General features: G+C 61.7%; 17 protein-coding genes and 1 pseudogene. 4 read left to right on the top strand and 14 right to left on the bottom strand.

Going from position 1 to position 21,376, the window contains the following annotated elements; genetic code table 11:
• Window positions 1-90 precede the first annotated feature (90 nt).
• Window positions 91-1,464: an FAD-dependent oxidoreductase gene (locus ACQY8Q_RS13875; protein ID WP_428427106.1), complete on the bottom strand. Its 1,374-nt coding sequence runs from the start codon at window positions 1,462-1,464 to the stop codon at window positions 91-93.
• 214 nt (window positions 1,465-1,678) lie between these two features.
• Between ACQY8Q_RS13875 and ACQY8Q_RS13870 the strand changes: the two genes are divergently transcribed.
• Together ACQY8Q_RS13870 and ACQY8Q_RS13865 are read left to right on the top strand one after the other, a co-directional pair.
• Window positions 1,679-2,722, top strand: a complete 1,044-nt coding sequence (locus tag ACQY8Q_RS13870; RefSeq protein ID WP_428427105.1) for a ketopantoate reductase family protein — start codon at window positions 1,679-1,681, stop codon at window positions 2,720-2,722.
• Between the two features lie 3 nt (window positions 2,723-2,725).
• Window positions 2,726-3,082, top strand: a pseudogene (locus tag ACQY8Q_RS13865) (VOC family protein).
• A gap of 10 nt (window positions 3,083-3,092) precedes the next feature.
• On the opposite strand, the gene ACQY8Q_RS13860 reads toward ACQY8Q_RS13865, so the two are convergent.
• The 9 genes from ACQY8Q_RS13860 to ACQY8Q_RS13820 form a co-directional block, all read right to left on the bottom strand.
• Window positions 3,093-3,767: an HAD family hydrolase gene (locus ACQY8Q_RS13860; protein WP_428427104.1), complete on the bottom strand. Its 675-nt coding sequence runs from the start codon at window positions 3,765-3,767 to the stop codon at window positions 3,093-3,095.
• 138 nt (window positions 3,768-3,905) lie between these two features.
• Window positions 3,906-4,517 carry a LysE family translocator gene (locus ACQY8Q_RS13855; RefSeq protein WP_428427103.1) on the bottom strand — a complete coding sequence of 204 codons (612 nt, stop codon included), beginning with the start codon at window positions 4,515-4,517 and terminating at the stop codon, window positions 3,906-3,908.
• A 77-nt stretch (window positions 4,518-4,594) separates the two neighbouring features.
• The gene (locus ACQY8Q_RS13850; RefSeq protein ID WP_428427102.1) at window positions 4,595-5,389 is read right to left on the bottom strand and encodes an AraC family transcriptional regulator; all 795 of its coding nucleotides are present in this window, start codon (window positions 5,387-5,389) and stop codon (window positions 4,595-4,597) included.
• Window positions 5,390-5,403: 14 nt separating this feature from the next.
• A complete protein-coding gene (locus ACQY8Q_RS13845) occupies window positions 5,404-5,808 on the bottom strand; it encodes a GFA family protein (protein WP_428427101.1) in 405 nt (134 codons plus the stop codon).
• 44 nt (window positions 5,809-5,852) lie between these two features.
• Window positions 5,853-6,653, bottom strand: coding sequence for a 5-deoxy-glucuronate isomerase (gene iolB / locus ACQY8Q_RS13840; RefSeq protein WP_428427100.1), 801 nt, complete (start codon window positions 6,651-6,653; stop codon window positions 5,853-5,855).
• Window positions 6,654-6,851: 198 nt separating this feature from the next.
• Window positions 6,852-7,769: a myo-inosose-2 dehydratase gene (gene iolE, locus ACQY8Q_RS13835; protein WP_428427099.1), complete on the bottom strand. Its 918-nt coding sequence runs from the start codon at window positions 7,767-7,769 to the stop codon at window positions 6,852-6,854.
• 147 nt (window positions 7,770-7,916) lie between these two features.
• Window positions 7,917-9,767: a 3D-(3,5/4)-trihydroxycyclohexane-1,2-dione acylhydrolase (decyclizing) gene (iolD, locus tag ACQY8Q_RS13830; RefSeq protein WP_428427098.1), complete on the bottom strand. Its 1,851-nt coding sequence runs from the start codon at window positions 9,765-9,767 to the stop codon at window positions 7,917-7,919.
• A gap of 181 nt (window positions 9,768-9,948) precedes the next feature.
• Window positions 9,949-11,880 carry a bifunctional 5-dehydro-2-deoxygluconokinase/5-dehydro-2-deoxyphosphogluconate aldolase gene (locus tag ACQY8Q_RS13825; RefSeq protein ID WP_428427097.1) on the bottom strand — a complete coding sequence of 644 codons (1,932 nt, stop codon included), beginning with the start codon at window positions 11,878-11,880 and terminating at the stop codon, window positions 9,949-9,951.
• 104 nt (window positions 11,881-11,984) lie between these two features.
• The gene (locus ACQY8Q_RS13820) at window positions 11,985-12,848 is read right to left on the bottom strand and encodes a MurR/RpiR family transcriptional regulator (RefSeq protein WP_428427096.1); all 864 of its coding nucleotides are present in this window, start codon (window positions 12,846-12,848) and stop codon (window positions 11,985-11,987) included.
• Window positions 12,849-13,181: 333 nt separating this feature from the next.
• Between ACQY8Q_RS13820 and ACQY8Q_RS13815 the strand changes: the two genes are divergently transcribed.
• Complete coding sequence (locus tag ACQY8Q_RS13815; RefSeq protein ID WP_428427095.1) at window positions 13,182-14,009, top strand: class II glutamine amidotransferase; 828 nt, start codon at window positions 13,182-13,184, stop codon at window positions 14,007-14,009.
• Here ACQY8Q_RS13815 and coaBC read toward each other — a convergent pair.
• The 4 genes from coaBC to ACQY8Q_RS13795 form a co-directional block, all read right to left on the bottom strand.
• Window positions 13,995-15,200, bottom strand: a complete 1,206-nt coding sequence (gene coaBC, locus ACQY8Q_RS13810; RefSeq protein WP_428427094.1) for a bifunctional phosphopantothenoylcysteine decarboxylase/phosphopantothenate--cysteine ligase CoaBC — start codon at window positions 15,198-15,200, stop codon at window positions 13,995-13,997. The two genes, ACQY8Q_RS13815 and coaBC, sit on opposite strands and share 15 nt — an antisense overlap.
• Window positions 15,201-15,301: 101 nt before the next feature.
• Entirely contained in the window at window positions 15,302-17,860 is a 2,559-nt protein-coding gene (locus tag ACQY8Q_RS13805; protein ID WP_428427093.1) for an HWE histidine kinase domain-containing protein, read from the bottom strand.
• Entirely contained in the window at window positions 17,847-18,407 is a 561-nt protein-coding gene (locus ACQY8Q_RS13800; RefSeq protein WP_428427092.1) for a biliverdin-producing heme oxygenase, read from the bottom strand. The genes ACQY8Q_RS13805 and ACQY8Q_RS13800 overlap by 14 nt, the downstream gene beginning before the upstream one ends.
• Before the next feature lie 128 nt (window positions 18,408-18,535).
• Window positions 18,536-18,958, bottom strand: a complete 423-nt coding sequence (locus ACQY8Q_RS13795) for a MerR family transcriptional regulator (RefSeq protein WP_428427091.1) — start codon at window positions 18,956-18,958, stop codon at window positions 18,536-18,538.
• Window positions 18,959-19,041: 83 nt separating this feature from the next.
• Between ACQY8Q_RS13795 and ACQY8Q_RS13790 the strand changes: the two genes are divergently transcribed.
• The gene (locus tag ACQY8Q_RS13790; RefSeq protein ID WP_428427090.1) at window positions 19,042-21,360 is read left to right on the top strand and encodes a heavy metal translocating P-type ATPase; all 2,319 of its coding nucleotides are present in this window, start codon (window positions 19,042-19,044) and stop codon (window positions 21,358-21,360) included.
• Window positions 21,361-21,376: the final 16 nt, after the last annotated feature.

Here is a 21,376-nt window from a genome sequence, read left to right as displayed (position 1 = left end):
TCCAAACCTGCCGCGCCCCCCTCATCGCCTCACTTCGTTCGGCACTTCTCCCCGCTGGGGAGAAGAGGGAATTTGCCGCGCGCCCGCGCTTTATCTGATCCTTACGCCTTGCCGTTCGAGTTCGGCCTGCACGGCTGAAAGGTCGACTTGGCCGAATGATTTTCCGCTCCGGACCGAAACGGCCGCAGCAACACCTGCACCCTGCCCGGCCACCGCGCAACACGCCATGTTGCGTGTCGCGGCATGGGCGATGCGGTCGCCGCCGATGGCGCGGCCTGCGACCAGCAGGTTTTCGATGCCCTTCGGCAAAAGCGACCGGTAGGGGACATGCATGTAGCGCCCGGTGGTCGGCAGGATCAGCACGCCGTAGCCATCGATGAATTCCGGATAGATGCCGATCGTATCTTCGAACCGGCCTTCGTTGCGGACATCGCTTTCGGTCATGTTGTAGGCGGCATCGATCTTGCGGGTATCGCGAATGCCGATGCTCATGCCGAAATTGCGCAGACGCGCGCCCTCGCACCCCGGCGTGTAGCGGCGCAAGGCCTCGATCGCCAGCATCGACTGGCGCCGGCCCTCGATCTCGAACCGGGTCATGCTGTCCGGGTCGGTGCCATCGCAGCCAGCGAGATGGATGAGGTTCATATAGGTCAACTCGCCGGTATCGTGCAGCGCGCCCCAGGTGCCTGAAATCGTATTCAGATGCGCCGGAATGATGCCGTCGCGGATCGCCTGGGCGAAGGGTTTGCCGAGGAACGGCGAGAACATCTGGTCTTCCTTGCCGGAGGTTTCGATCTGCCATTCGCCGGTTGACCAGTCGCTATAGGTCTGCGGGTCGGAGCGGACGCCGGCCATGAAGGCTTTCTTGTCGACCCCTGCCAGGTGAAACATCACAGATGCTGCCTGCATCTGTTCCACCGGCGTCTTGAATGCCGGCGCTCCAGCGCGATGGGCGACGTCGGCATCGCCGGTTGCATCGATCATCCGGGCGGCGAGAATGGCTTCGCGTCCGGCCTTGGATTCGACGATGATGCCCTTGATGACATTGCCATCCATGATCGGCGCGACGAACTGGCGGTGCAGCATCGCATGGACGCCGGCCTCCTCGACCAGCCGGTCGGCGACGAGCTTGAAGCCTTCCGAATCCAGTTCATAACTGAGCGATTGGCTTTCAGGCACGGCAGCCCCCATCGCCTTGGCGCGCTCTTCGAATTCCCAGCCGATACCGCCCGCCTCGACCGTTGCCTCATGCCGATACCAGGCGAAGCCTTCGACGCCGACGACGGTGATATTACCGCCGAAACAACCGAACCGCTCGACCAGGGTGACGGAAACGCCGGCCCGCGCAGCAGCAAGCGCTGCTGCCAGACCACCCGGACCGGAACCGACCACCAGCACCTCGGTTTCATGGATGACATCGATCTGGCGGGCCGGTTCGGTGATGAAGGCGGTTTTCTGGGACATTGAGCATTCCGGCTGAAAAGAGAAGGTTTGACCGGAGCTTAACGGTGCCTTTCGACCCTGTCGACGTCTGGGAACGACCTCCTGCTGCGCGTTCGCTCTTCCATGATCGCGCGGTTGCAATCACTTTTCGGAGGCAGGGAGATTTCGGCGCTGGCCGCATGCTTTGGCCATTGCTACTAACGGTATCATCTACGGAAACGCCTGGAGGGATCACATGGACAAGACCGAAACGAACAGCCTGGGCCAGTTCCGCAATATCTGCATCTTCGGCGCGGGTGCCATCGGCGGCGCGCTGGCGGCGCGGTTGGCCTCCTCTCCCATGCTGAAGGGCGCAAAAATCACGGCGATCGCCCGTGGGGCGCATCTGAAGGCAATCCGGGACAATGGCCTGCATCTGCATGAGCCGGGCAAGACCGAGCCGCTGGTGGCAAAATTTTCCGCCACCGACAATGCCGGCGACCTTGACCCGCAAGACCTCGTCATCGTTACGCTCAAGGGGCATCAGCTGACCTCGGCCAGTGCCGATATTGCCCGCCTGCTGAAGCCCGAGGGGCGCGTGGTGATGATCCAGAACGGCATTCCGTGGTGGTATTTTCACGGCGACAAGGCCAGCGGCCTTCAAGGCCGGCAGGTCGAGGCGCTCGATCCGGATGGCCAGGTCTGGCAGCGGATCGGTCCGGAGCGCGTCATCGGCGGGGTGATCTATCAGGGCGCGCAGATGCTGGAGCCCGGCCATATCCGGCTGACCAGTGGCGGCCTGCTGCATCTTGGCGAGCCCTCGGGCACGATGTCCCCGGAACTCGGCGCCATCGCCGATCTGCTGCAGGCCAGTGGCTGGACGATCAAGACGACGGACCATATCCGCGATCAGATCTGGCTGAAATTTCTCGGCAACGCTGCTTTCAATCCGATCAGCGCGCTGACCCGAGGGCGAATCTCGGAGATCATGGATGGGCCGGCCGTTGACCTGGTGAAGCAGGTCATGACGGAGGTTCACGCTGTGGCTGAACGCCTTGGCTGCCATGTCAGAGAAACGGTGGAAGAGAAGATGGAACATGGCCGAGGTCTTGGCAATGCCAAGACTTCGATGCTGCAGGATCTCGAACAGGGCCGACCGATGGAGATCACACCGCTGACCCGCGCCATCACATTGCTGGGGCGCATGGCCGATGTGCCGACACCGGCGAACGACATCCTGCTGTCATTGATATCGCAACTCGACGAATCGATGGCGAAAGCACGCACGGCGGAGGCCTGACCGGTGACCGTGCTTCGTATCGTCGCCAATATTCAAGCCGCCGATCCGCAGGCCGGGCGGGCTTTCTATGGCGAACTCCTCGGCCTCGATCTCGTCATGGATCACGGCTAGATCCTGACGTTCGCATCCGGAGAGCACGCGCTGGCGCAGGTTTCGATCGCCAGCCAGGGCGGCTCCGGTACGCCGGTGCCGCAGCTATCGATCGAGGTGGACAATGTCGACGAAATCCATGCGCAGGCCGAACGGATGGGCCTGGAGATCGTCTACGGGATCACCGACGAGCCCTGGGGTGTGCGGCGTTTTTACATCCGCGACCCCTTCGGCACGATCGTCAACATTCTCTCCCATGGAGAACGTTGACGCGGTTTGATCAGCGGCGATCCGTCAGTGTTAGATCGCCGTTTTCGTCGACCGAGACTTCGATGCCGATATAACCCGGGATCGTCGGATGCGCCGTTTCGAACGGATGCGTGTGCGTGGCGGTAATGACCATCACATCGGACCCGGCCGCTTCGCCGGCGATAACGCCAGCGGCAACGTCTTCGAATACGAGGCAATCCTTGGCATCAAAGCCAACACGCTTGGCGCCGAGCAGGTAGCATTCCGGGCTCGGCTTGCCGCGCGAGACATCCTCGGCGATGACGATGAATTTCGGTTCCGGCAGGCCCGCAGCAGCAATACGCACCTTGGCCAGTTCGCGCGGCGACGAGGTAACGATGGCCCAACGCTCCGGCGGCAGGCTTTTCAGGAATTCGATGGCGCCCGGCAGCGGCTTCACACCGTCGGTATCGTCCATTTCCAGCTGCGTGATCAGAGCCGCTTCGGCAACCGGATCGACGCCCGGCAGGCCGAGCTGGCCGATCGTATCGACGCCGCGCTTACCATGCATGGTCGGCAGGAAGGTTGCGACGTCAAGGCCATGGCTTTCAGCCCATTTCCCCCAGACCCGTTCGGCCGCTTCGATGGAGCTCAGGAGCGTTCCATCCATATCGAACAGGAAGGCGGAGTATTTCTTGCCGAATACCGGCGAGGACGCTGAAGACACGGGGACAGGCTCCTTTGAAGGTCTGGCGAGCCGCATGTCTTGTGACCACGCGGCGACCCCGTTCGAATAGGGGGATTCCCCCTCAAGATCAAACGGATATCGCCTTTCGGCCGGTGCCGATGTGCTTTCTTGCAGACCTCATCGCGCCGATAGCGCCAGCCGCAGCCCCATCAGCCCGAAGGCGCCAGCAAAACCGCGCCGCAGCCATGTGGTGACGCCCGGCCGGGAGATGACATAGCGCCGCGCCGCTGCGGCAAAGACGCCGTAAAACACGAACACGACGAAGGTCAGCACCATGAATATGGCGGCGAGCCACAGCATGAACAGGGTCGGCGACAGCGTACCATCCGGCACGAACTGCGGCAGGAAAGCCAGAAAGAACAGCGACAGTTTCGGATTGAGACTGTTGAGCAGAATAGCCGTTGCGATGATCTTGCCTGGCCGCATCGGCCGGGCGTCTTCCGTCACCTGCAGGCTGTCTGCATCGCGAAGGACGCTCCAGGCCATGTACAGCAGATAGGCGACGCCGAGATATTTGATCACTTCAAAGGCCGGCGCGCTGGTGTGCAGCAGGGCGGCCAGTCCCGCGACGCTGGCGATGATATGCGGCAGGATCCCAAGCGTGCAGCCGAAGGCAGCGAGAACGCTGGCGCGAGCACCGGAATTGAGGCCCGTCGCCAGCGTGTAGAGCACACCTGTGCCGGGCAGCAGGATGACGACGATGGATGTCAGCAGATATTCGAGGGTCACGATGCACTCCGTTCAGCTAGGAAGGCCGCAGATAAGCCGATAGCCATGCCTCCGGTCTTGAACGAAATTGCAGGATGTCAGTTGTGGGCCAGCGCGTAGGCTCCAGGCGTTATGCCATAGGCGCGGACGAAAGCCCGGGTCATGTGGCTTTGGTCGGCAAAGCCACCGTCAAACGCGGCGTCGGCGAGGGGCGTGCCCTTGGCGATCATCCGGCGAACAGCCCTGATCCGGCTCTGAACCAGATAAGCGTGTGGTGTCATGCCCGTTGCTTCCGAGAAGGCGCGCACCACCTGAAAGCGGCTAAGCCCACTTGCAGCGGCAAGGTCGGCCAACGTGGTTACGGCGGCCGGATCGTCATCCAGCAGGGCCTTTGCCTGGCCGATGGACGGCGGGATAAAACGGGACGCAGGCTTGCGATCCATCAGCGACGCCACCAGTTGGAGAAAGCCGGTTTCCGGCGCCAACGTTTCGCACATCTGTGTCATCGCCGCATAGACCGGCAGGAGACGCCGGGCGGCGCTCCTGTCGCTCATAACCGGCCGTGAAAACACAAAATCCTCTGGCCGGCCTTCGCCGATATCCAGAACCGCCTGGGCAATCACGCTCGGATCAAAATAAAGCATCCGCCACGAACGCCCCTCGCCCCCGATCGGATGGCCATCGTGCACTTCGCCCGGATTGACGGTGATCATGTCGCCCGGACCGGCTTCGACCGGGCCACGGCCACTGGCAGATTTCTGGGCGCCGCGGAGTATGACGCCGATGCCGAACTGGTCATGCGTATGGCGGCCGAAGCTGTGCGCCGTTTCGGCCTCAACGGCCTCGACACCTTCGATCGCACATTTTTGCATCCGGAACTGGCCGGTTCTCATCCGTCGAATGCTCCTCAGTCCCGCTCCCGGCCGGGCAGACGGCCGATGTCATCGACCCATGGGAGCGCCGAAGAACACCAGATTTGATGACCGGGTGCAAGATCACGGCGCTGGTTGATCGTACCGAGCCGGATGCCGATTTCTGCAGCCTCTTCCCCCTCCCCTGTCCGGTAGCAGGGAGAGCCACAATTGGGACAGAAAAACTGGATGCTTTTGAGGCCATTATCGCCGAATTTGACATATGTCTTCGGCTCGCCGCCGGTTAGCCGAAAAGCCTCCCGCAGAGCCGTGGCGCTGACGCGGTAGGCAGCCCCCGTCAGCCTTTGGCAATCCGTGCAATGACAGATCGATACGCTTTTCGGATCGATCTCGGCCTCGTAACGAACGAACCCGCAATGGCATTGTCCATCGATCTTCATGCCAGCCTCCCGCAACATTGGTATTGACGGAAGTAACTAGCGCATCAGACGCCGGTGAACAGCCACGCATGCTCCTTGGCATTGTTGAATTTCCAGACGCGCGACGGACCGGCCATGACGTTGAGGTAATAGAGATCATAACCATGGATCGCGGCGACCGGGTGATAACCCTTCGGCACCAGCGTCACATCGCCATCCTCGACCGCCATCGTCTCGTCCAGCGAGCGATCATCGGTATAGACGCGCTGCATGGCAAAACCCTGGGACGGATTGAGGCGGTGATAATAAGTTTCCTCAAGAAAACTTTCGGCCGGCAGATTGTCCTCGTCATGCTTGTGCGGCGGATAAGACGATGTATGGCCGCCGGGCGTGATGACCTCGACCACCAGCAGCGAATGCGCCGCATTATCGTCTTCCGGCATGATGTTGGTGACGTAGCGCGTGTTGGTATTCTTGCCGCGCGTCATCTGCGGATGGCGTCCGGGCGCGATCACATGGGCCTTGTAGCCCTCGCCACCCGGCGCGGTGCAGATGGCGAGATCGAGCGCCGTCGTCGCCGTGGCTTCCCAGCGGCTGCCCTTCGACACATAAACCGCATAAGGCTGCCCCTCAAACGGTGTCATGCGTTCGCCGAGTTCGCCAAAATCCTCGCCATCGACCGAGATCTTCGCCTTGCCGGAGACCAGCACGAGGCAGGTTTCGCGGTCAGCACTTTCGCCAGCCGTCTTTTCGCCTGCAGCCAGCCGGTTGAGGCCGAAGCCGACATAGGTCCAGCCAGCGCTCTGCGGCGTGATGTCGTGGACGAGGCCGGCGGTGCCGGCCGGTTTGACGAGAAGGTTCGGCATGGTGTGGCTCCTGTTCAGTTTCCACCCTCCCCTTGAGGGGGAGGGTCGGCACGGAGTGCCGGGGTGGGGTGATCTCCTGCGACAAACAACGGGTCACCCCCACCCGCAGCTTCGCTGCGACCTCCCCCCTCAAGGGGGAGGTGGCCTACGCCGGATCCAATCCCGTTTCCCGCGCATAGGCCCAGCACCCAAAGGACATCACCCCTTCGGAAAACCTTCCGTTTCGACCGTATAACCTGCAGCGGTCATGACGCGCATCAGTTCGGCGTGGCCGATCTCGGCCATCTTTTGCGGCGGCGACTTGCGTGGGTCCTGCTCGGCCTCGACCACGAACCAGCCTTCATAGCCATAGTCGGCGAAACGCTTGACGATGGCGCCGAAATCGAGCGAGCCGTCGCCCGGCACGGTAAAGGCGCCAAGTGCTACGGCGTCGAGGAAGGATTGCTTGCTGCGATCCAGACCGTCGATGACGGCTTGGCGGATGTCCTTCACATGCACATGGTTGATGCGGGCATGGTGGTTGTCGATGGCGCGCAGTACGTCGCCGCCGGCGAAAGCCAGATGGCCGGCGTCCAAAAGCAGCGGAATGCCTTCGCCCGAATTCTTCATGAAGGCGTCGAGTTCCGGCTCGGTCTCGACGACGGCCGCCATGTGATGGTGATAGGAGAGCGGCATGCCCTGATCGGCGCACCATTCGCCAAATTCGGTGACGCGGCGGGCATAGGCCTTCATCTCGTCATCGCCAAGGCGCGGCTTGGTGGCGAGCGGCTTTGAGCGGTCGCCCTGGATCGACCGGCCGACTTCGCCATAGACGATGCACGGCGCATTGACGGCCTTGAACAGCGCGATCATCGGTGCGATGCGGTCCTTGTTGGCCGACAGATCCTCATTGACCAGCGTGCCGGAGAACCAGCCGCCGCAGAGCGTAACGTCGGCTGCGCGCAGGATCGGCAGCATCTCATTCGGATTGTTCGGAAAACGGCGGCCCTGCTCCATGCCGGTGAAACCGGCGCTGCGCGACTGGCGCAGGCATTCTTCGAGCGACACGTCGTCGCTGAGTTCCGGAAGGTCGTCGTTCCACCAGGCGATGGGCGACATGCCGAGTTTGGCTTTCATGAAAATTCTCCCTGGAGGAAGGCGATCAGCCTTCCTTATCATCTTGGATTTCCCGTCATCCTCGGGCTTGACCCGAGGATCCATAGTCCGCGGCGGCGCCTTCCGGTTGGATCTTCGGGTCAGACCCGAGGATGACGGAGTGTGTGCTTAACCGATACGCTGGGACGCGAGCGCCTTTTCGTAGCCTTTGCGGGCCTCGTTGACCTCGGGCCGGGCGGAGACTTCCGGTACCGCCACATCCCACCAGTTGCCACCCTCGTCCGTGGTGATCAGCGGATCGGTATCAATGACGATGACGGTGGTGCGGTTTTCGCCGGCGGTTTCCTTCAGCGCGATTTCCAGCTCGCTGATCGAGGCGACCTTGCGGGTGAGCGCGCCCATGGCGGCGGCATGACCGGCAAAATCGATGGCTGGCAGCGTAACGTGATGGGTGTCGCGCAACAGGTTGTTGAAGTTGGCACCGCCGGTCGCCATCTGCAACCGGTTGATGCAGCCGTAGCCGGCATTGTCGAGCAACACGATGGTGATCTTGGCGCCGAGCATGATCGACGAGGCGATTTCCGCGTTCAGCATCATGTAGCTTCCATCGCCGACCATCACGATGACGTCGCTATCGGGCCTGGCAAGCTTGACGCCGAGACCTCCGGCCACTTCGTAGCCCATGGTCGAGAAGCCGTATTCCATGTGATAGCTGCCGGGCGTTTCCGCCTGCCAGAGCTTGTGCAATTCGCCGGGCAGACCACCGGCGGCGCAGACCAGCGTGGTGTTTTCCTTGCGCGCACGCTGGACGGCACCGATGACCTGGGCGTCGGATGGCAGCGCCGCATTGGTCGTTGCGGTCGCCTTGTCGGCGGCCTTCAGCCATTCGGCCTTGCCGTCCGTTGCCTTCTGCGTCCAGCTCGCGTCAACCTTGTGCGAACCGAGACCGGCGCTGAGCGCATCGAGACCGACGCGGGCGTCGCAGACCAGCGGCAGCGCCTCATGCTTGGCGGCATCGAAGGCCTGGGTGTTGAGGCCGATGATCTTCAGGTCGTCGTTCTTGAACAGCGACCAGGAACCGGTGGTAAAATCCTGCAGGCGCGAGCCGACGGCGAGAACGACATCGGCATCCTCGGCCATCTGGTTGGACGCCGATGTGCCGGTGACGCCGACCGAGCCCATGTTGAGCGGGTGGCTGTGTGGCAGCGACGACTTGCCGGCCTGGGTTTCGACGACGGGAATGCCATGCCGTTCCGCAAAGGCGGCGAGCGTCTTGCTGGCTTCGGAATAGAGCACGCCGCCGCCGGAAATGATCACCGGCTTCTTGGCTGCCTTCAGCACCGTAATCGCGTGGGCCAGTTCGTCCGCATCCGGATGCAGGCGGCGGGTCGTCCAGACCTTTTCGTCGAAGAAGCTTTCCGGATAGTCATAGGCTTCCGCCTGCACATCCTGGCAGAGCGAAAGGGTAACCGGGCCGCACTCAGCGGGGTCGGTGAGCACCTGCATGGCGCGGCGCAGCGCCGGGATAATCTGTTCCGGACGGGTGATGCGGTCGAAATAGCGCGACACCGGGCGGAAGCAATCGTTGACGGTCATGGTGCCGTCGCCGAAATCCTCGATCTGCTGCAGGACCGGATCGGGGCGGCGATTGGCAAAGACATCGCCGGGGAGAAGCAGGACCGGCAGGCGGTTAACATGGGCGAGTGCTGCCGATGTCACCATGTTGAGCGCGCCGGGGCCGATCGAGGTGGTGCAGGCCATGAAGCGGCGGCGGAAGCTTGCCTTGGCAAACGCGATCGCCGCATTGGCCATGCCCTGCTCGTTCTGGGCGCGGTATGTCGGCAGTGTGTTCTTGATACCATGCAGCGCCTCGCCGATACCGGCGACATTGCCGTGGCCGAAAATGGCAAAGACGCCGCCGAAGATCGGCGTCTTCTCGCCATCAATCACGGTCATCTGCTGGGTGAGAAACCGCGCGACGGCTTGCGCCATGGTCAGGCGAACGGTTTTCTGGCTCATCGTTTCCTCCTCGAACGAGGACATTGCCTCGGTTTTCTACTTCACACCCTCCCCTTGAGGGGGAGGGTCGGACCGCAGGTCCGGGGTGGGGTGACCTCTGCGACACCCAACGGATCACCCCCACCCGCAGCTACGCTGCGACCTCCCCCCTCAAGGGGGAGGTAAACTCACCACCACCCGATCAAGCCGCCTTTGTTTCCGCCAACCCCAGCCAGAGGTTGACCAGAGCCTCGAACCTGCCGGCCATGTCAGCGATCGCCTGTTCGTCGTCGATCTCGCCAGCCAGCCAAGCCTTGCTGGCCTCGGCAAAGATCGTCCGGCCGACAGCAAAGCCCTTGACGGTTTTTGACGTACGCGCTGCGGCAAAGCCTTCTTTCAGCGCCTCATATGGTGCTTCCAGGCCCAACAAAACAACACCGCGGCAGAGTGGGTCGCGTTTCTCGATGACGGCATCGATGGCGGCCCAGGCGGCACGGCTTGCCTGCGGCTCAAGTTTCCACCAGTCCGGCTTCAGGCCGGCATCGTAGAGTTCGTTGAGCGCACGCGGGATCGTATTGTCATCGAGCGTGCCATGCTTGCCGGCGATGATCTCGATCAGGATCTCGCGGCCGACCTTGCGAGCAGCCTCGAAAGCAGAGCGGAGCTTGGCGATCTGGGTCGCCTTCATCTCGGCCGGATCGTCCGGGTGGAAGAAGCTCAAAACTTTGATGCAGTGATCGACGGGCCATTCGATGAGCCGGCTACCGAGATCCTGGCTGAACTCGAACTGCAGCGGCCGCGAACCTGGCAGCTCGATCGGCTTGCCGATCCAGAAGTTCTTGTTGACGGCATAAAGCGCATCGCGGCCATACTTGTCGTCGATCAGCATGCCGAAACCGGGGCGGCCGTTGGCGATGCGCTCGGCGGCCTTGACAGCGAGAACCTTGAAGGCAGGGATGCGCGCCAGAAGCTCGGCGTCGCCACCGGCCAGATCTTCCAGCTGGCTGCGGTGATCGATGGCAAGCGCCATCAGTTGCGGGATTTCGCGGCGGCGGGTGGTCGCCCAGTGAACGTGGTTGATCGCCTCGTCCTTGCGCAGCGCCTTTTCCGTGCTGCCGTTTTCGAGGAAAAACTGCAGTTCGGTCCAGGTCGGAATTTCCGGCGCACAGAGAAGGCGCGACACGGCAAACGCACCGCAGGCATTGGCCCAGGTGGCCGACGTCGCATGCGGCTCGCCCTTCAGCCAGCCGCGCAGGAAGCCGGACATGAAAGCGTCGCCGGCACCGAGCACGTTGTAGACTTCGATCGGGAAGCCCTTGCCGATGATGCCGTCTTCGAGATCATCGGAGATCGCGCCGTCATAGACGATGCAGCCCATCGGGCCGCGCTTCAGCACGATCGTCGCCTTGGAATTGGCGCGGATGGTTTTCAGCGCTGCCAAAAGATCGCTATCGCCGGACGCGATCAGCACTTCCTCTTCCGTGCCGACGATCAGGTCGCAATCGGCCAACACCGTCTTCAGGTGTGCCGATACCTTTTCGGAAGCGATATAGCGGTTGTCACCGGCGTCATGGCCGGCAAGGCCCCAGAGGTTCGGGCGATAATCGATATCGAAGACCACCTTCGCGCCGCTTGCCTTGGCAATGCGGATCGCCTTGCGCTGGGCGGCATCGGTGTGCGGCTTGGCGAAATGCGTGCCGGTCACCAGGATAGCGCGGGCAGAACGAATGAAGTCTTCGGAGATGTCGTCTTCACAGAGCGCGCTGTCGGCACAGTTGTCGCGGTAGAACAACAGCGGGAAGGAATGATCGCTTTCGACAGCAAGGATAGCCAGTGCCGTCAGCCGCTCAGGGTCAGTCACGATACCCTTGGTCTCGACACCCTCGCGCTCAAGCTGCTCGCGGATGAAACGGCCCATCTGCTCCTTGCCGACGCGGGTCAGAAGTGCTGATTTCAGGCCAAGCCGTGCGGTGCCGACGGAGATATTGGTGGGGCAGCCACCAACGGATTTGGCGAAGCTGGCGACGTCTTCGAGCCGGGTTCCGATCTGCTGGCCGTAAAGATCGACCGAGGCGCGGCCGATGGTGATAAGGTCAAGTGGCTTGTCCGCCTGCGTCCCGTTGATCTGGCTCACTGCTTCCTCCCGGCGGACGCTTGCGTCGCGCCGACATTTTTATTGGCTGGTGGGGTGTCGCCTTTATGAAACATAAATTCCGCCGTTTAGTCAATGTGGAATTTTCATTCTATTAAATGATCTTCGCTGACCCGCCGCCTTTTTTCCGCTACCGCAACCGTCAAGGCCATGGCGAAAGCCATGCTGGCCGAGAGCGAGCGAAACCCGGCGTGATCGGCCTCGACCAGTTCAAACCAGACCTTCGAGGATTCTGCCAGCGGCGAGAAGGCCGAATCGGTTAGTGACACGACAGGCACCTTGCGATTGGCAAGCAGCTTGGCCTGATTGACGCTTTCGGACGCATAAGGCGAGAAACTGACAGCAAACGCCGCATCCTTCGGGCCGGCCATTGCCAGAATATCGTCATCGATCCCAGCTGCCGTGCCGACCATCTGGTATTTGACCTTCAGCTTGCCGAAGGCATAGGCCATGTAACCGGAGATCGGATAGGACCGCCGCTTGGCGACCAGATAGATGGTTTCGGCACCGGCCAGAATGTTGACGGCGCGCTCGAACGCCTCGGGCTCGACGGAGCTGGCGATATTGTGCAGCGAGCGATGGGCGGCAGCCACGAACCCGTTGAAGATGGAGCCGCTTTCCAGCTTGCTGTGATCGTTGCCGCTCAGCGCCTTGAGGCGTTCGTCATAACCCGGCGTTCGCTCGCGCAACCGCGCGCGAAAGATCTGCTGCAGGCTGGAAAACCCTTCGAAACCAAAATGCTGGGCAAAGCGCACAAGCGTCGAAGGCTGGACATCCGCTGATGTGGCGATGCTGGCCGCAGTACCGAAGGCGATTTCGTCAGGATTATCGAGCGCGTAAGCTGCCACCTGGCGAAGCCGCTTCGGCAACTGGGCCTTACGCTCCAGGATGATCGTCTTGAGCCCGTCGAAATCCTGCGGAATGGCGATGCTGTTTTCGGTTTCGGCCATTGTATCCGGGTCTCTTCCTGCGATTGCTCTGTCGCCAGGACCTTATGCAAAGATTCCCCGCAAGAATAGAACAGACATTCCACATCTGCATTTTTCTTGCCGTTTTGCATTTCCCCTGGCCACACAGCATATTCCGGCGGCGGTTGGACTGGTTTCCCGGACGACGTTCCTGAAGAAACAGCCCCAGCACCCAAAAATGGTAGATTGAACAGCAAGATTCGCAAATGATCCTGTTCGTTAACGCATTTTTACCATGTTCGGCCGGATGATCGGGCAATATCATGGTTAACGAACCATCAAGGCGGGCTATCCCCGCGATCCGGAGTATCCTGCATGTGCCGCTGGGCAGCCTATCGCGGAGAGCCGCTCTATCTGGAAGAACTGGTGTCGTCGCCGGCCCACTCGCTGATCGAGCAATCCCATTGCGCCACCCGCGCCAAGACGGCGACCAACGGTGACGGCTTTGGTATTGCCTGGTACGGCGATCATCCGGAACCCGGCCGTTACCGCGATATCCTGCCCGCCTGGTCGGACTGCAATCTGAAGAGCATTGCCCGGCAGATCCGCTCGCCGCTGTTTCTCGCCCATGTGCGGGCTGCGACCGGCGGCGGCACACGGCGCGACAATTGCCATCCCTTCGTGCACGGCCGCTGGTCCTTCATGCACAACGGCCAGATCGGCGACTTCGAGCATCTGCGCCGACCGATGGAGGCGATGCTCGACAACGACCTCTACACGGCCCGTACCGGCTCGACTGATAGCGAGCTTTTGTTTCTGCTGGCGCTGCAATTCGGTCTTGAGCAAGACCCGCTGGGGGCGACTGCCGAAACCCTGGCTTTCGTTGAACGGTTGGCCGAGCATCTGGAGCGCAAGGTTCTGGTGCGCTTTACTGCCGCTCTTTCCGATGGTCACAATCTCTATGCCGTGCGCTATGCGTCCGACTGGAAGGCCCCAACGCTTTATGCGGCACCGATGGGGCCGAGCGGCGGCTATTGCCTCGTTTCCGAACCGCTGAACGACGACGACAATGCCTGGGTGGAAATCCCCGACGGAACCGCTGTCATCGTTGGTGAGAACGGCGTCGACGTACGGCTGTTCGGAACTGCAGGTGCCGCCCCGGATACGGCCCGGATGGAACGGGTGTCCTCAGGAAAAATGTGAGGCGATCAGTGTGCCGAGCCGCTCGGCAACGGCCTGCTTGTCCATTTCCGGCCAGTCCTCGTCGCCCGACTTGCCAATCACCTTCACCGTATTGCGGTCACCGCCCATGATGCCCGTATGGGGTGAAACATCATTGGCGAGAATGTAGTCAGCGCCCTTGCGTTCCAGCTTCGAGCGGCCGTTTTCGGCGACATTCTGCGTTTCCGCAGCAAAGCCGACCACCAGTTTCGGCCGCTTGGCGTGATGGCCGATGGTTTTCAGGATATCCGGATTTTCGGTGAGTAGCAGGGGCGGTGGCGCTTCGCCGGGCTGCTTCTTGATCTTGTTGCCGGAAGCGCTGGCGACCCGCCAATCGGCGACGGCCGCGACCATCACGGCGATATCGGCCGGCAATGCCGCGATCACAGAGTCGCGCATCTCTTCCGCCCGCTCGACATGGATAACCTTCACGCCCTTCGGATCGGCGATCGTCACCGGCCCGGAGATCAGCGTCACATCGGCGCCGAGCCGGGCAAGTTCGGCGGCGATGGCATGACCCTGCTTGCCGGATGAGCGGTTGGCGATATAGCGCACCGGATCAATCGGCTCATGCGTCGGTCCGGATGTGACAATGGCTTTTTTGCCCGCCAGAGGTTTCGGGCCTGTATCAAGCAATGCCTCGGCTGCGGCGGCGATCTCCAAGGGCTCAGCCATCCGGCCCTCGCCTTTTTCGCCACTTTCAGCCATTTCTCCAGAGGAGGGCCCGATGAAGCGGATACCGTCAGCAATAAGCGTCGCGTGGTTGCGGCGGGTGGCGGCATGCGACCACATTTTCGGGTTCATCGCCGGTGCGACAAGCACCGGCCTGTCCGTCGCCAAAAGAATGGTCGAGGCCAGATCGTCGGCCAGGCCGTTCGCCATCTTCGCCATCAGATCGGCGGTGGCAGGCGCAATAACGATCAGGTCGCAATCGCGGGCAAGGCGGATATGGCCGACATCCTGTTCGTCCTCACGGGAAAAAAGCTCGGTGAACACCTTGTCGGCAGCGAGTGCACCAACAGCGAGCGGCGTCACGAAAGCCTGTGCTCCCGCCGTCATCACCGGCCGCACGGAGGCGCCGCGCTCCCGCAGGCGGCGGATCAGATCGAGGCTCTTATAGGCCGCGATACCGCCGGAAATGATGAGGAGGATGCGTTTTGCCTGAAGCGTCATGACGAATTCCGGTTTCGGCGGGCCGTTGCGCCCTGCCCTTTCGGCTGGACCCTATCCGACCGGCCGGTGGGAGGCAATCAGGCCATCGGCATCCAAGCGGATCACCGGCCGTCCCTGCTCTCCAGAAGCCCCACAATCGTGGTGATCAGCGACGTGCTGTCATACGGTTTGCGAATGACCGGTACCCAGGAAAAATCAGGGGGGATCATTTCGCTGTTTCCGTAGCCGGTGGCAAACAGGAACGGAATGCCCCGCCCAACCAGTTCGCGCGCCACGGCAAGAGAGGTCCCGGCACCGAGATTGACATCAAGGATCGCCACATCCGGCGTGTAGTCCACAAGCCTGCTCAGTGCATCATCGGCGGAGGCAGAGGTCATGACATCCAACACGCCGTGATCACCAAGCATGCCTTCGACATCGAGCGCGATCAGCATCTGGTCCTCGACCAGCATGACCTTGAGATCTGCGGCCAGCATTCCCTTAGACGGCTCCTTGTCAGCGACTTGGCCGGCTGCCGCGTGCGACGGCTGTTCAGCCAGGGAAATATGCTTTGCCGGCAACAGGAACCGGGCCACCACACCTTCGCGCGCATAGGAGACTTCACTGTGGCCATCGAGGTCATAGGGCACGCTGCGATCAATAAGCGCGGTGCCAAAGCCGGTGCGGGAGGGTGGAGACACGAGAGGACCACCGGTTTCCCGCCAGATGATTTCGCAGTCACCGTGCACCGTCAGTGACCATGACACGTCCAGCCGGCCACCGGGCCGCGACAGAGCACCGTATTTGGCTGCGTTCGTGGATAGTTCATGCAGGACAAGTGCCATGACCGAGAAGGCGCGGGAATTGAGTAGGACCGGCGGGCCATTGACGGCGATCGCTATGGCCGGTTGCCGGTAGGGTGATAGCTCCGCGTTCAGCAGGTCCGTCAGCGGCCCGCCGCCATCACCGCGCACCACCTGATCGTGGGCGAAAGACAGTGCCTGGATACGGCCCTTCAACGAGGCAACATAATCGGTCAACGCCCGGCCCTCCTGTATCGGCTGGCCGACCAGTGACTTGATCAGAGCCAGGATGTTTTTGACCCGATGGTTCAGCTCCTCATTGAGCATGCGCTGGCGCACATCGGCGCGGCTGCGCTCTTCCGCCATCAGTTCGCTGTGGCGCAGACCGACTTCGACCAGGGCTGCCCGCGTGACTTCGGCGATTTCCCGGTCCGCTTCCGTCCACGGTTGCGCCTGCTGATGCACGGTCTGCTTCCAGATGGCAAAACTCTGGCGCGGTGTCAGCCGGTCACCCAAAGGACCCGCCGTATAGGTCTTATCCGGATTGCCGGCCCAATTCAGCGTCTGCACCAGCTCCTTGCGGAAGAAGAACATATAATCCCGTCTTGTCTGTGCCAGAGGTATGGCGAGCACGCCGGCCGCCTGCGCGCAAAAATCCTCCGCTTCCGGCATGCTCTGCGACAAGGCGTGTGTGGCCCAAACGCGGGTCTCGGCAAGTGTGCCGATGTGGCGCGAAAGTGCTGCAATGGCGGCAGCCGGGGGCACCGAACCAAACGACGTCCAGACACCGTTCATCCAGAGCCCGATCCCGTCACATGGCACAAGTGCATTGAAATCCGGCAGGTTTTCCGTCAGCAACTGGCCGATATCGGCGTGATGCGAGGCCAGGCGCAGGAAACGATCGAGCGAGGCGCGGGCGCGGGTGGCGGTGGCAAGCCTCGATTTCTGCCTCAGTGAAGTCAGGTGCAGCGAGAAAAACTCGCCAAACATTTCGGCAGCGACCCGCTCGGCCATCGACAGGGTACGGGGCTGGTAATGGTGACAGGCAATCAGGCCCCAGAGGGCGCCATCGACGATGATCGAAATCGACATGGAGGCTGCGACCCCCATATTGCGCAGATATTCGCAGTGGATCGGCGACACGCTGCGCAGGTGCGCCAACGACAGGTCCAGCGCCTCGCCCGATGCGTCGAACACCGGCACAAGCCCGACCCGCTCGCCGCTGGCGTCACCGATAATGCGAATGGTATTTTTCAGATAGAGGATGCGGGCCTGCTGGGGGATATCGTTGGCCGGGAAATACTGGCCGAGAAAGCTCTCCAGATCCCCGCGCTTGGCTTCTGCTGCAACCTTTCCGGATCCATCCTGCTCGAAGCGATAGATCATCACACGGTCATATTCCAACATGCCACGGATCAGCCGTGCCGCCTGGCGTACCAGGGGTTCGATGTCGCCGATATCGCTGATGCGGCCGATCAGACCACGGGCAAGCTGCAACGGCTGGCCGGGTGAAGCCGGTTCGAACTCGATGATGACGGTCGAGCGGAAGATGTGGATCGAGACATCGAAGACACCACCCGGCACCGTCAGCCCGGACAACAGGGCCGGACGGACGCCGTCACGCAGCGTCGCAAGCGCATTGCGCAATGTGTGCGTTGCTTCGGCGCCAAGCAGCTGCTCCAGCGGCAAACCATTGATATCGCCGGAAACACCCAGCAGGGTGCCGGTATTGGCAGAATGCCGAAGAACCGTTGCAGCCCGCGCATCGCACGCGATCAGGCAACCATGCGGCTGGATGCTGCCGGGGAGATGGATCGGTTCACGGTCGCAATTGGTCAGATTGACCGGCTCAGCCGCGTTGATGTCATGCTTGTTCATGGGATGCCTGACGAAATGCCTGTTCGGCTGTCTGAAATGTTGCCCGCGAGGCATTGGCCACCCGCTCCATGTCGATGGAATCGGCATTTTCGAGCAGGGCGAGAAAAGCAGGCCAACGATCGCTGCGGCGGGATTGTACGGCGAGATGCCGGGCACCGAAATCGGCGTCGAAGCCGAGGCTCTGTGCACGCTTGTAAAGGACGCGAGCGCCGAGCGCTGACCCTTCCAGCACGTAAAGCATGCCGAGGAGCACCTCGGGGCTCTGTTCCAGGTCGGGCGCATCCACCGGCAATTGCGGCTTTACATCCAGGTCGCGCAGATCATCGGCGATGAGGTTTGAAAACAATTCTGCCTGCCAGCCGTCACATTGCTCCGGCCAGACTGTTGAGACCAGCTTGCGCTCAACTGCCTCACGGAACGTCGAAACTCCGCGCAGGTACTGTCTGTAGTCGTCGAGATTATCGAACGAGCCAACCATCCGGTCGAGCGAGGCATGGGCTTGCGACGTACTTTCGCGCAACTGGGCTCGGCGGGACCGTTCGGGCATGTATATTTTCCGGATGCGCAAAATTGGATGGATACGTCTATCGATAAGACATCAAACCCGCGAAAGATCGAAAAGTTCCAAGAAATCGGAAATATTTCTTTCTGTGGGATGATCAGCGATTACCCGTCTCAATGACCGTGATGTGTGCATTGGGCATGATCGGCCAGCACTTCGATCACCCGGCATTGATCGACCCGGCCGTGGCCGCAGCCTTCCACCATCATTTCCAGTTCCGCCTTCAGCGCCATCAGGCTGCGGATACGCTGCTCCACCTCGATAAGCCGGGCCTTGGCAATCGCATCGGCTGTGGCGCAAGGCTGGAGAGGATTATCCTGCAGGCTCAGAAGCGTGCGAATCGCTTCCACTTCGAAACCGAGTTCGCGGGCGTGGCGGATGAAAGTCAGGCGATTGAGATCGGATTGTTCGTAGGAACGCTGGTTGCCTTCACTGCGGCTCGGCTCCCGCAGCAGGCCGATACCCTCGTAATAGCGGATGGTCGGCACCTTGACGCCACTTTTGCGCGCAGCCTCGCCAATACTGATGTTTTTCATCGATTTTCCTCTTGCACCTCTAGTCGCTAGAGGATGTAGGAAAGATGCCAGAGTTTGACAAGCACGCATACAGGAAGCGGACAATGGCAGAGGCGACACAGACACGATACCGCGTGGAGGGCATGGATTGCGCCTCTTGTGCATCAAAGATCGATACCGCAGTCCGGCGCATGCCGGGCGTCACGGATGTTTCGGTTTCGGTGACGGCAGGCACAATGACAGTGAAGCACGATGCGGTCAGCGACCTCACGGCAATCGCCAAGAAAGTCACCGGCCTTGGGTATTCGGTGTCGCAGCTGGCAGGCAAGGCGGCTCCGGTCACCGAACTCAAACAACCCAGCTGCGGCCATGACCACGGCGATCACAGCCATGCCGGACACGACCACGCCGATCATAGCAAGCACGATGGCCATGATCATGCGGATCACGATCACAGTGGACATGATCATGCCAGCCATGCCGGGCACGATCATTCGAAACCTGCGGCCCCAGCGGCAATCGAAGGTCTCCACGGACAGGAAAGCCGTCCCACGGTTGGCCCTTGGTGGGCCAGCAAGAAGGGCAAGCTGACCATTTTCTCAGGTGCGGCGCTAGTCATTGCCTATGCCGTCGGCCATCTCGTGCCGTCGATCGCATCCTATGCCTTCATCATTGCCATGTTGATCGGGCTCATCCCGATCGCCCGGCGCGCCATTATGGCGGCGCTGGCCGGCACGCCGTTTTCCATCGAGATGCTGATGACAATCGCCGCCATCGGCGCGGTCTTTATCGATGCCGGAGAAGAGGCCGCCGCCGTGGTCTTCCTGTTCCTTGTCGGCGAGCTTCTCGAAGGTGTTGCCGCCGGGAAGGCGCGCCAGAGCATTCAGTCCCTGGCCGAACTGGTGCCGAAGGAGGCGCTGCTTGAGGAAAACGGCCAAACGCGTTCGGTTCCGGCTGAAAGCCTTGCCGTCGGCGCCACCATTCTCATTCGCCCCGGCGACCGCATCTCGGCGGATGGTCTGATCCTGTCTGGCGAAAGCGCTATCGATGAAGCCCCGGTGACCGGCGAAAGCACGCCAGTGCGCAAGGGCGTCGATGAAAAGGTCTTTGCCGGCACGATCAACGGCGATGCCGCTTTACGTGTCCAGGTGACGGCAACGGCCGCCGACAACACGATTTCCCGTGTCATCAAGCTGGTCGAGGAAGCGCAGGAGTCCAAGGCGCCGACCGAGCGTTTCATCGACCGGTTCTCGCGCTATTACACGCCAGCCGTCGTCCTTGTCGCCGCACTGGTGGCGATCATTCCACCGCTGTTTTTCGCCGGTGTGTGGGACGAATGGATTTACAAGGGCTTGGCCATCCTGCTGATTGGTTGCCCATGCGCTCTGGTGATCTCGACGCCTGCCGCCATCGCGGCTTCGCTGTCCGCCGGTGCCCGGCGCGGCCTGCTGTTGAAGGGCGGCGCCGTGCTGGAAACCTTGGGTTCCATCACTGCCGTTGCGCTGGACAAGACCGGGACGCTCACCGAAGGCAAGCCCAAGGTCACCGATATCCTCGCCTTTGGTCATTCCGAAGCGGACGTGCTGACCTTTGCAGCGGCTCTTGAAACCGGATCGAGCCATCCACTGGCCAAGGCGATTCTTGACCGGGCCGCAGACGACAAGGTGGCTATTCCCTCAGTCTCCGATGCCAAGGCGCTCGGCGGCAAGGGCGTGACGGCGACGGTCAACGGCAAGGCCGTGTTCCTTGGCTCGCCACAAGCGGCCGGTGACCGTATTCCGCTGTCGGCGGAACAGACAGCGGCCATCATCGCGCTGAACGACGACGGCAAGACCGTCTCGGTCCTGATCATCGGCGACACGCTGGCCGGTGCGATCGCCATGCGTGACGAGCCGCGTGCGGATGCAAAATCCGGCCTGAAAGCACTGACAGACGCCGGCATAAAGATCGTCATGCTGACCGGCGACAACAAACGCACGGCCACTGCGATCGGCAAGCAGCTCGGCATCGAGGTCCGCGCCGAACTGATGCCCGAAGACAAGCAGCGGATCGTCGGCGAGATGAAGCAGCAGGGCTTTATCGTCGCCAAGGTCGGCGATGGGATCAATGATGCACCGGCACTGGCAGCCGCCGATATCGGTATCGCCATGGGCGGCGGCACCGACGTGGCGCTGGAAACCGCCGATGCCGCCGTGCTTCACGGCCGGGTCGGCGACGTTGCCCAGATGATCGACCTGTCGAAACGCACGATGGGCAATATCCACCAGAACATCACCATCGCGCTGGGTCTAAAGGCGGTGTTCCTGGTGACGACCATCGCCGGCATTACCGGACTGTGGCCGGCGATCTTGGCCGATACCGGTGCTACCGTGCTGGTGACGATCAATGCACTGAGGCTGCTCGCACCCGTGCGCAGCGCCTGACATCCAATAGCCGGCG

This window comes from Pararhizobium sp., from assembly GCF_965279435.1.
Classification (GTDB): Bacteria; Pseudomonadota; Alphaproteobacteria; order Rhizobiales; family Rhizobiaceae; genus Pararhizobium.
This window is presented reverse-complemented; position numbering and strand designations above follow the sequence as displayed.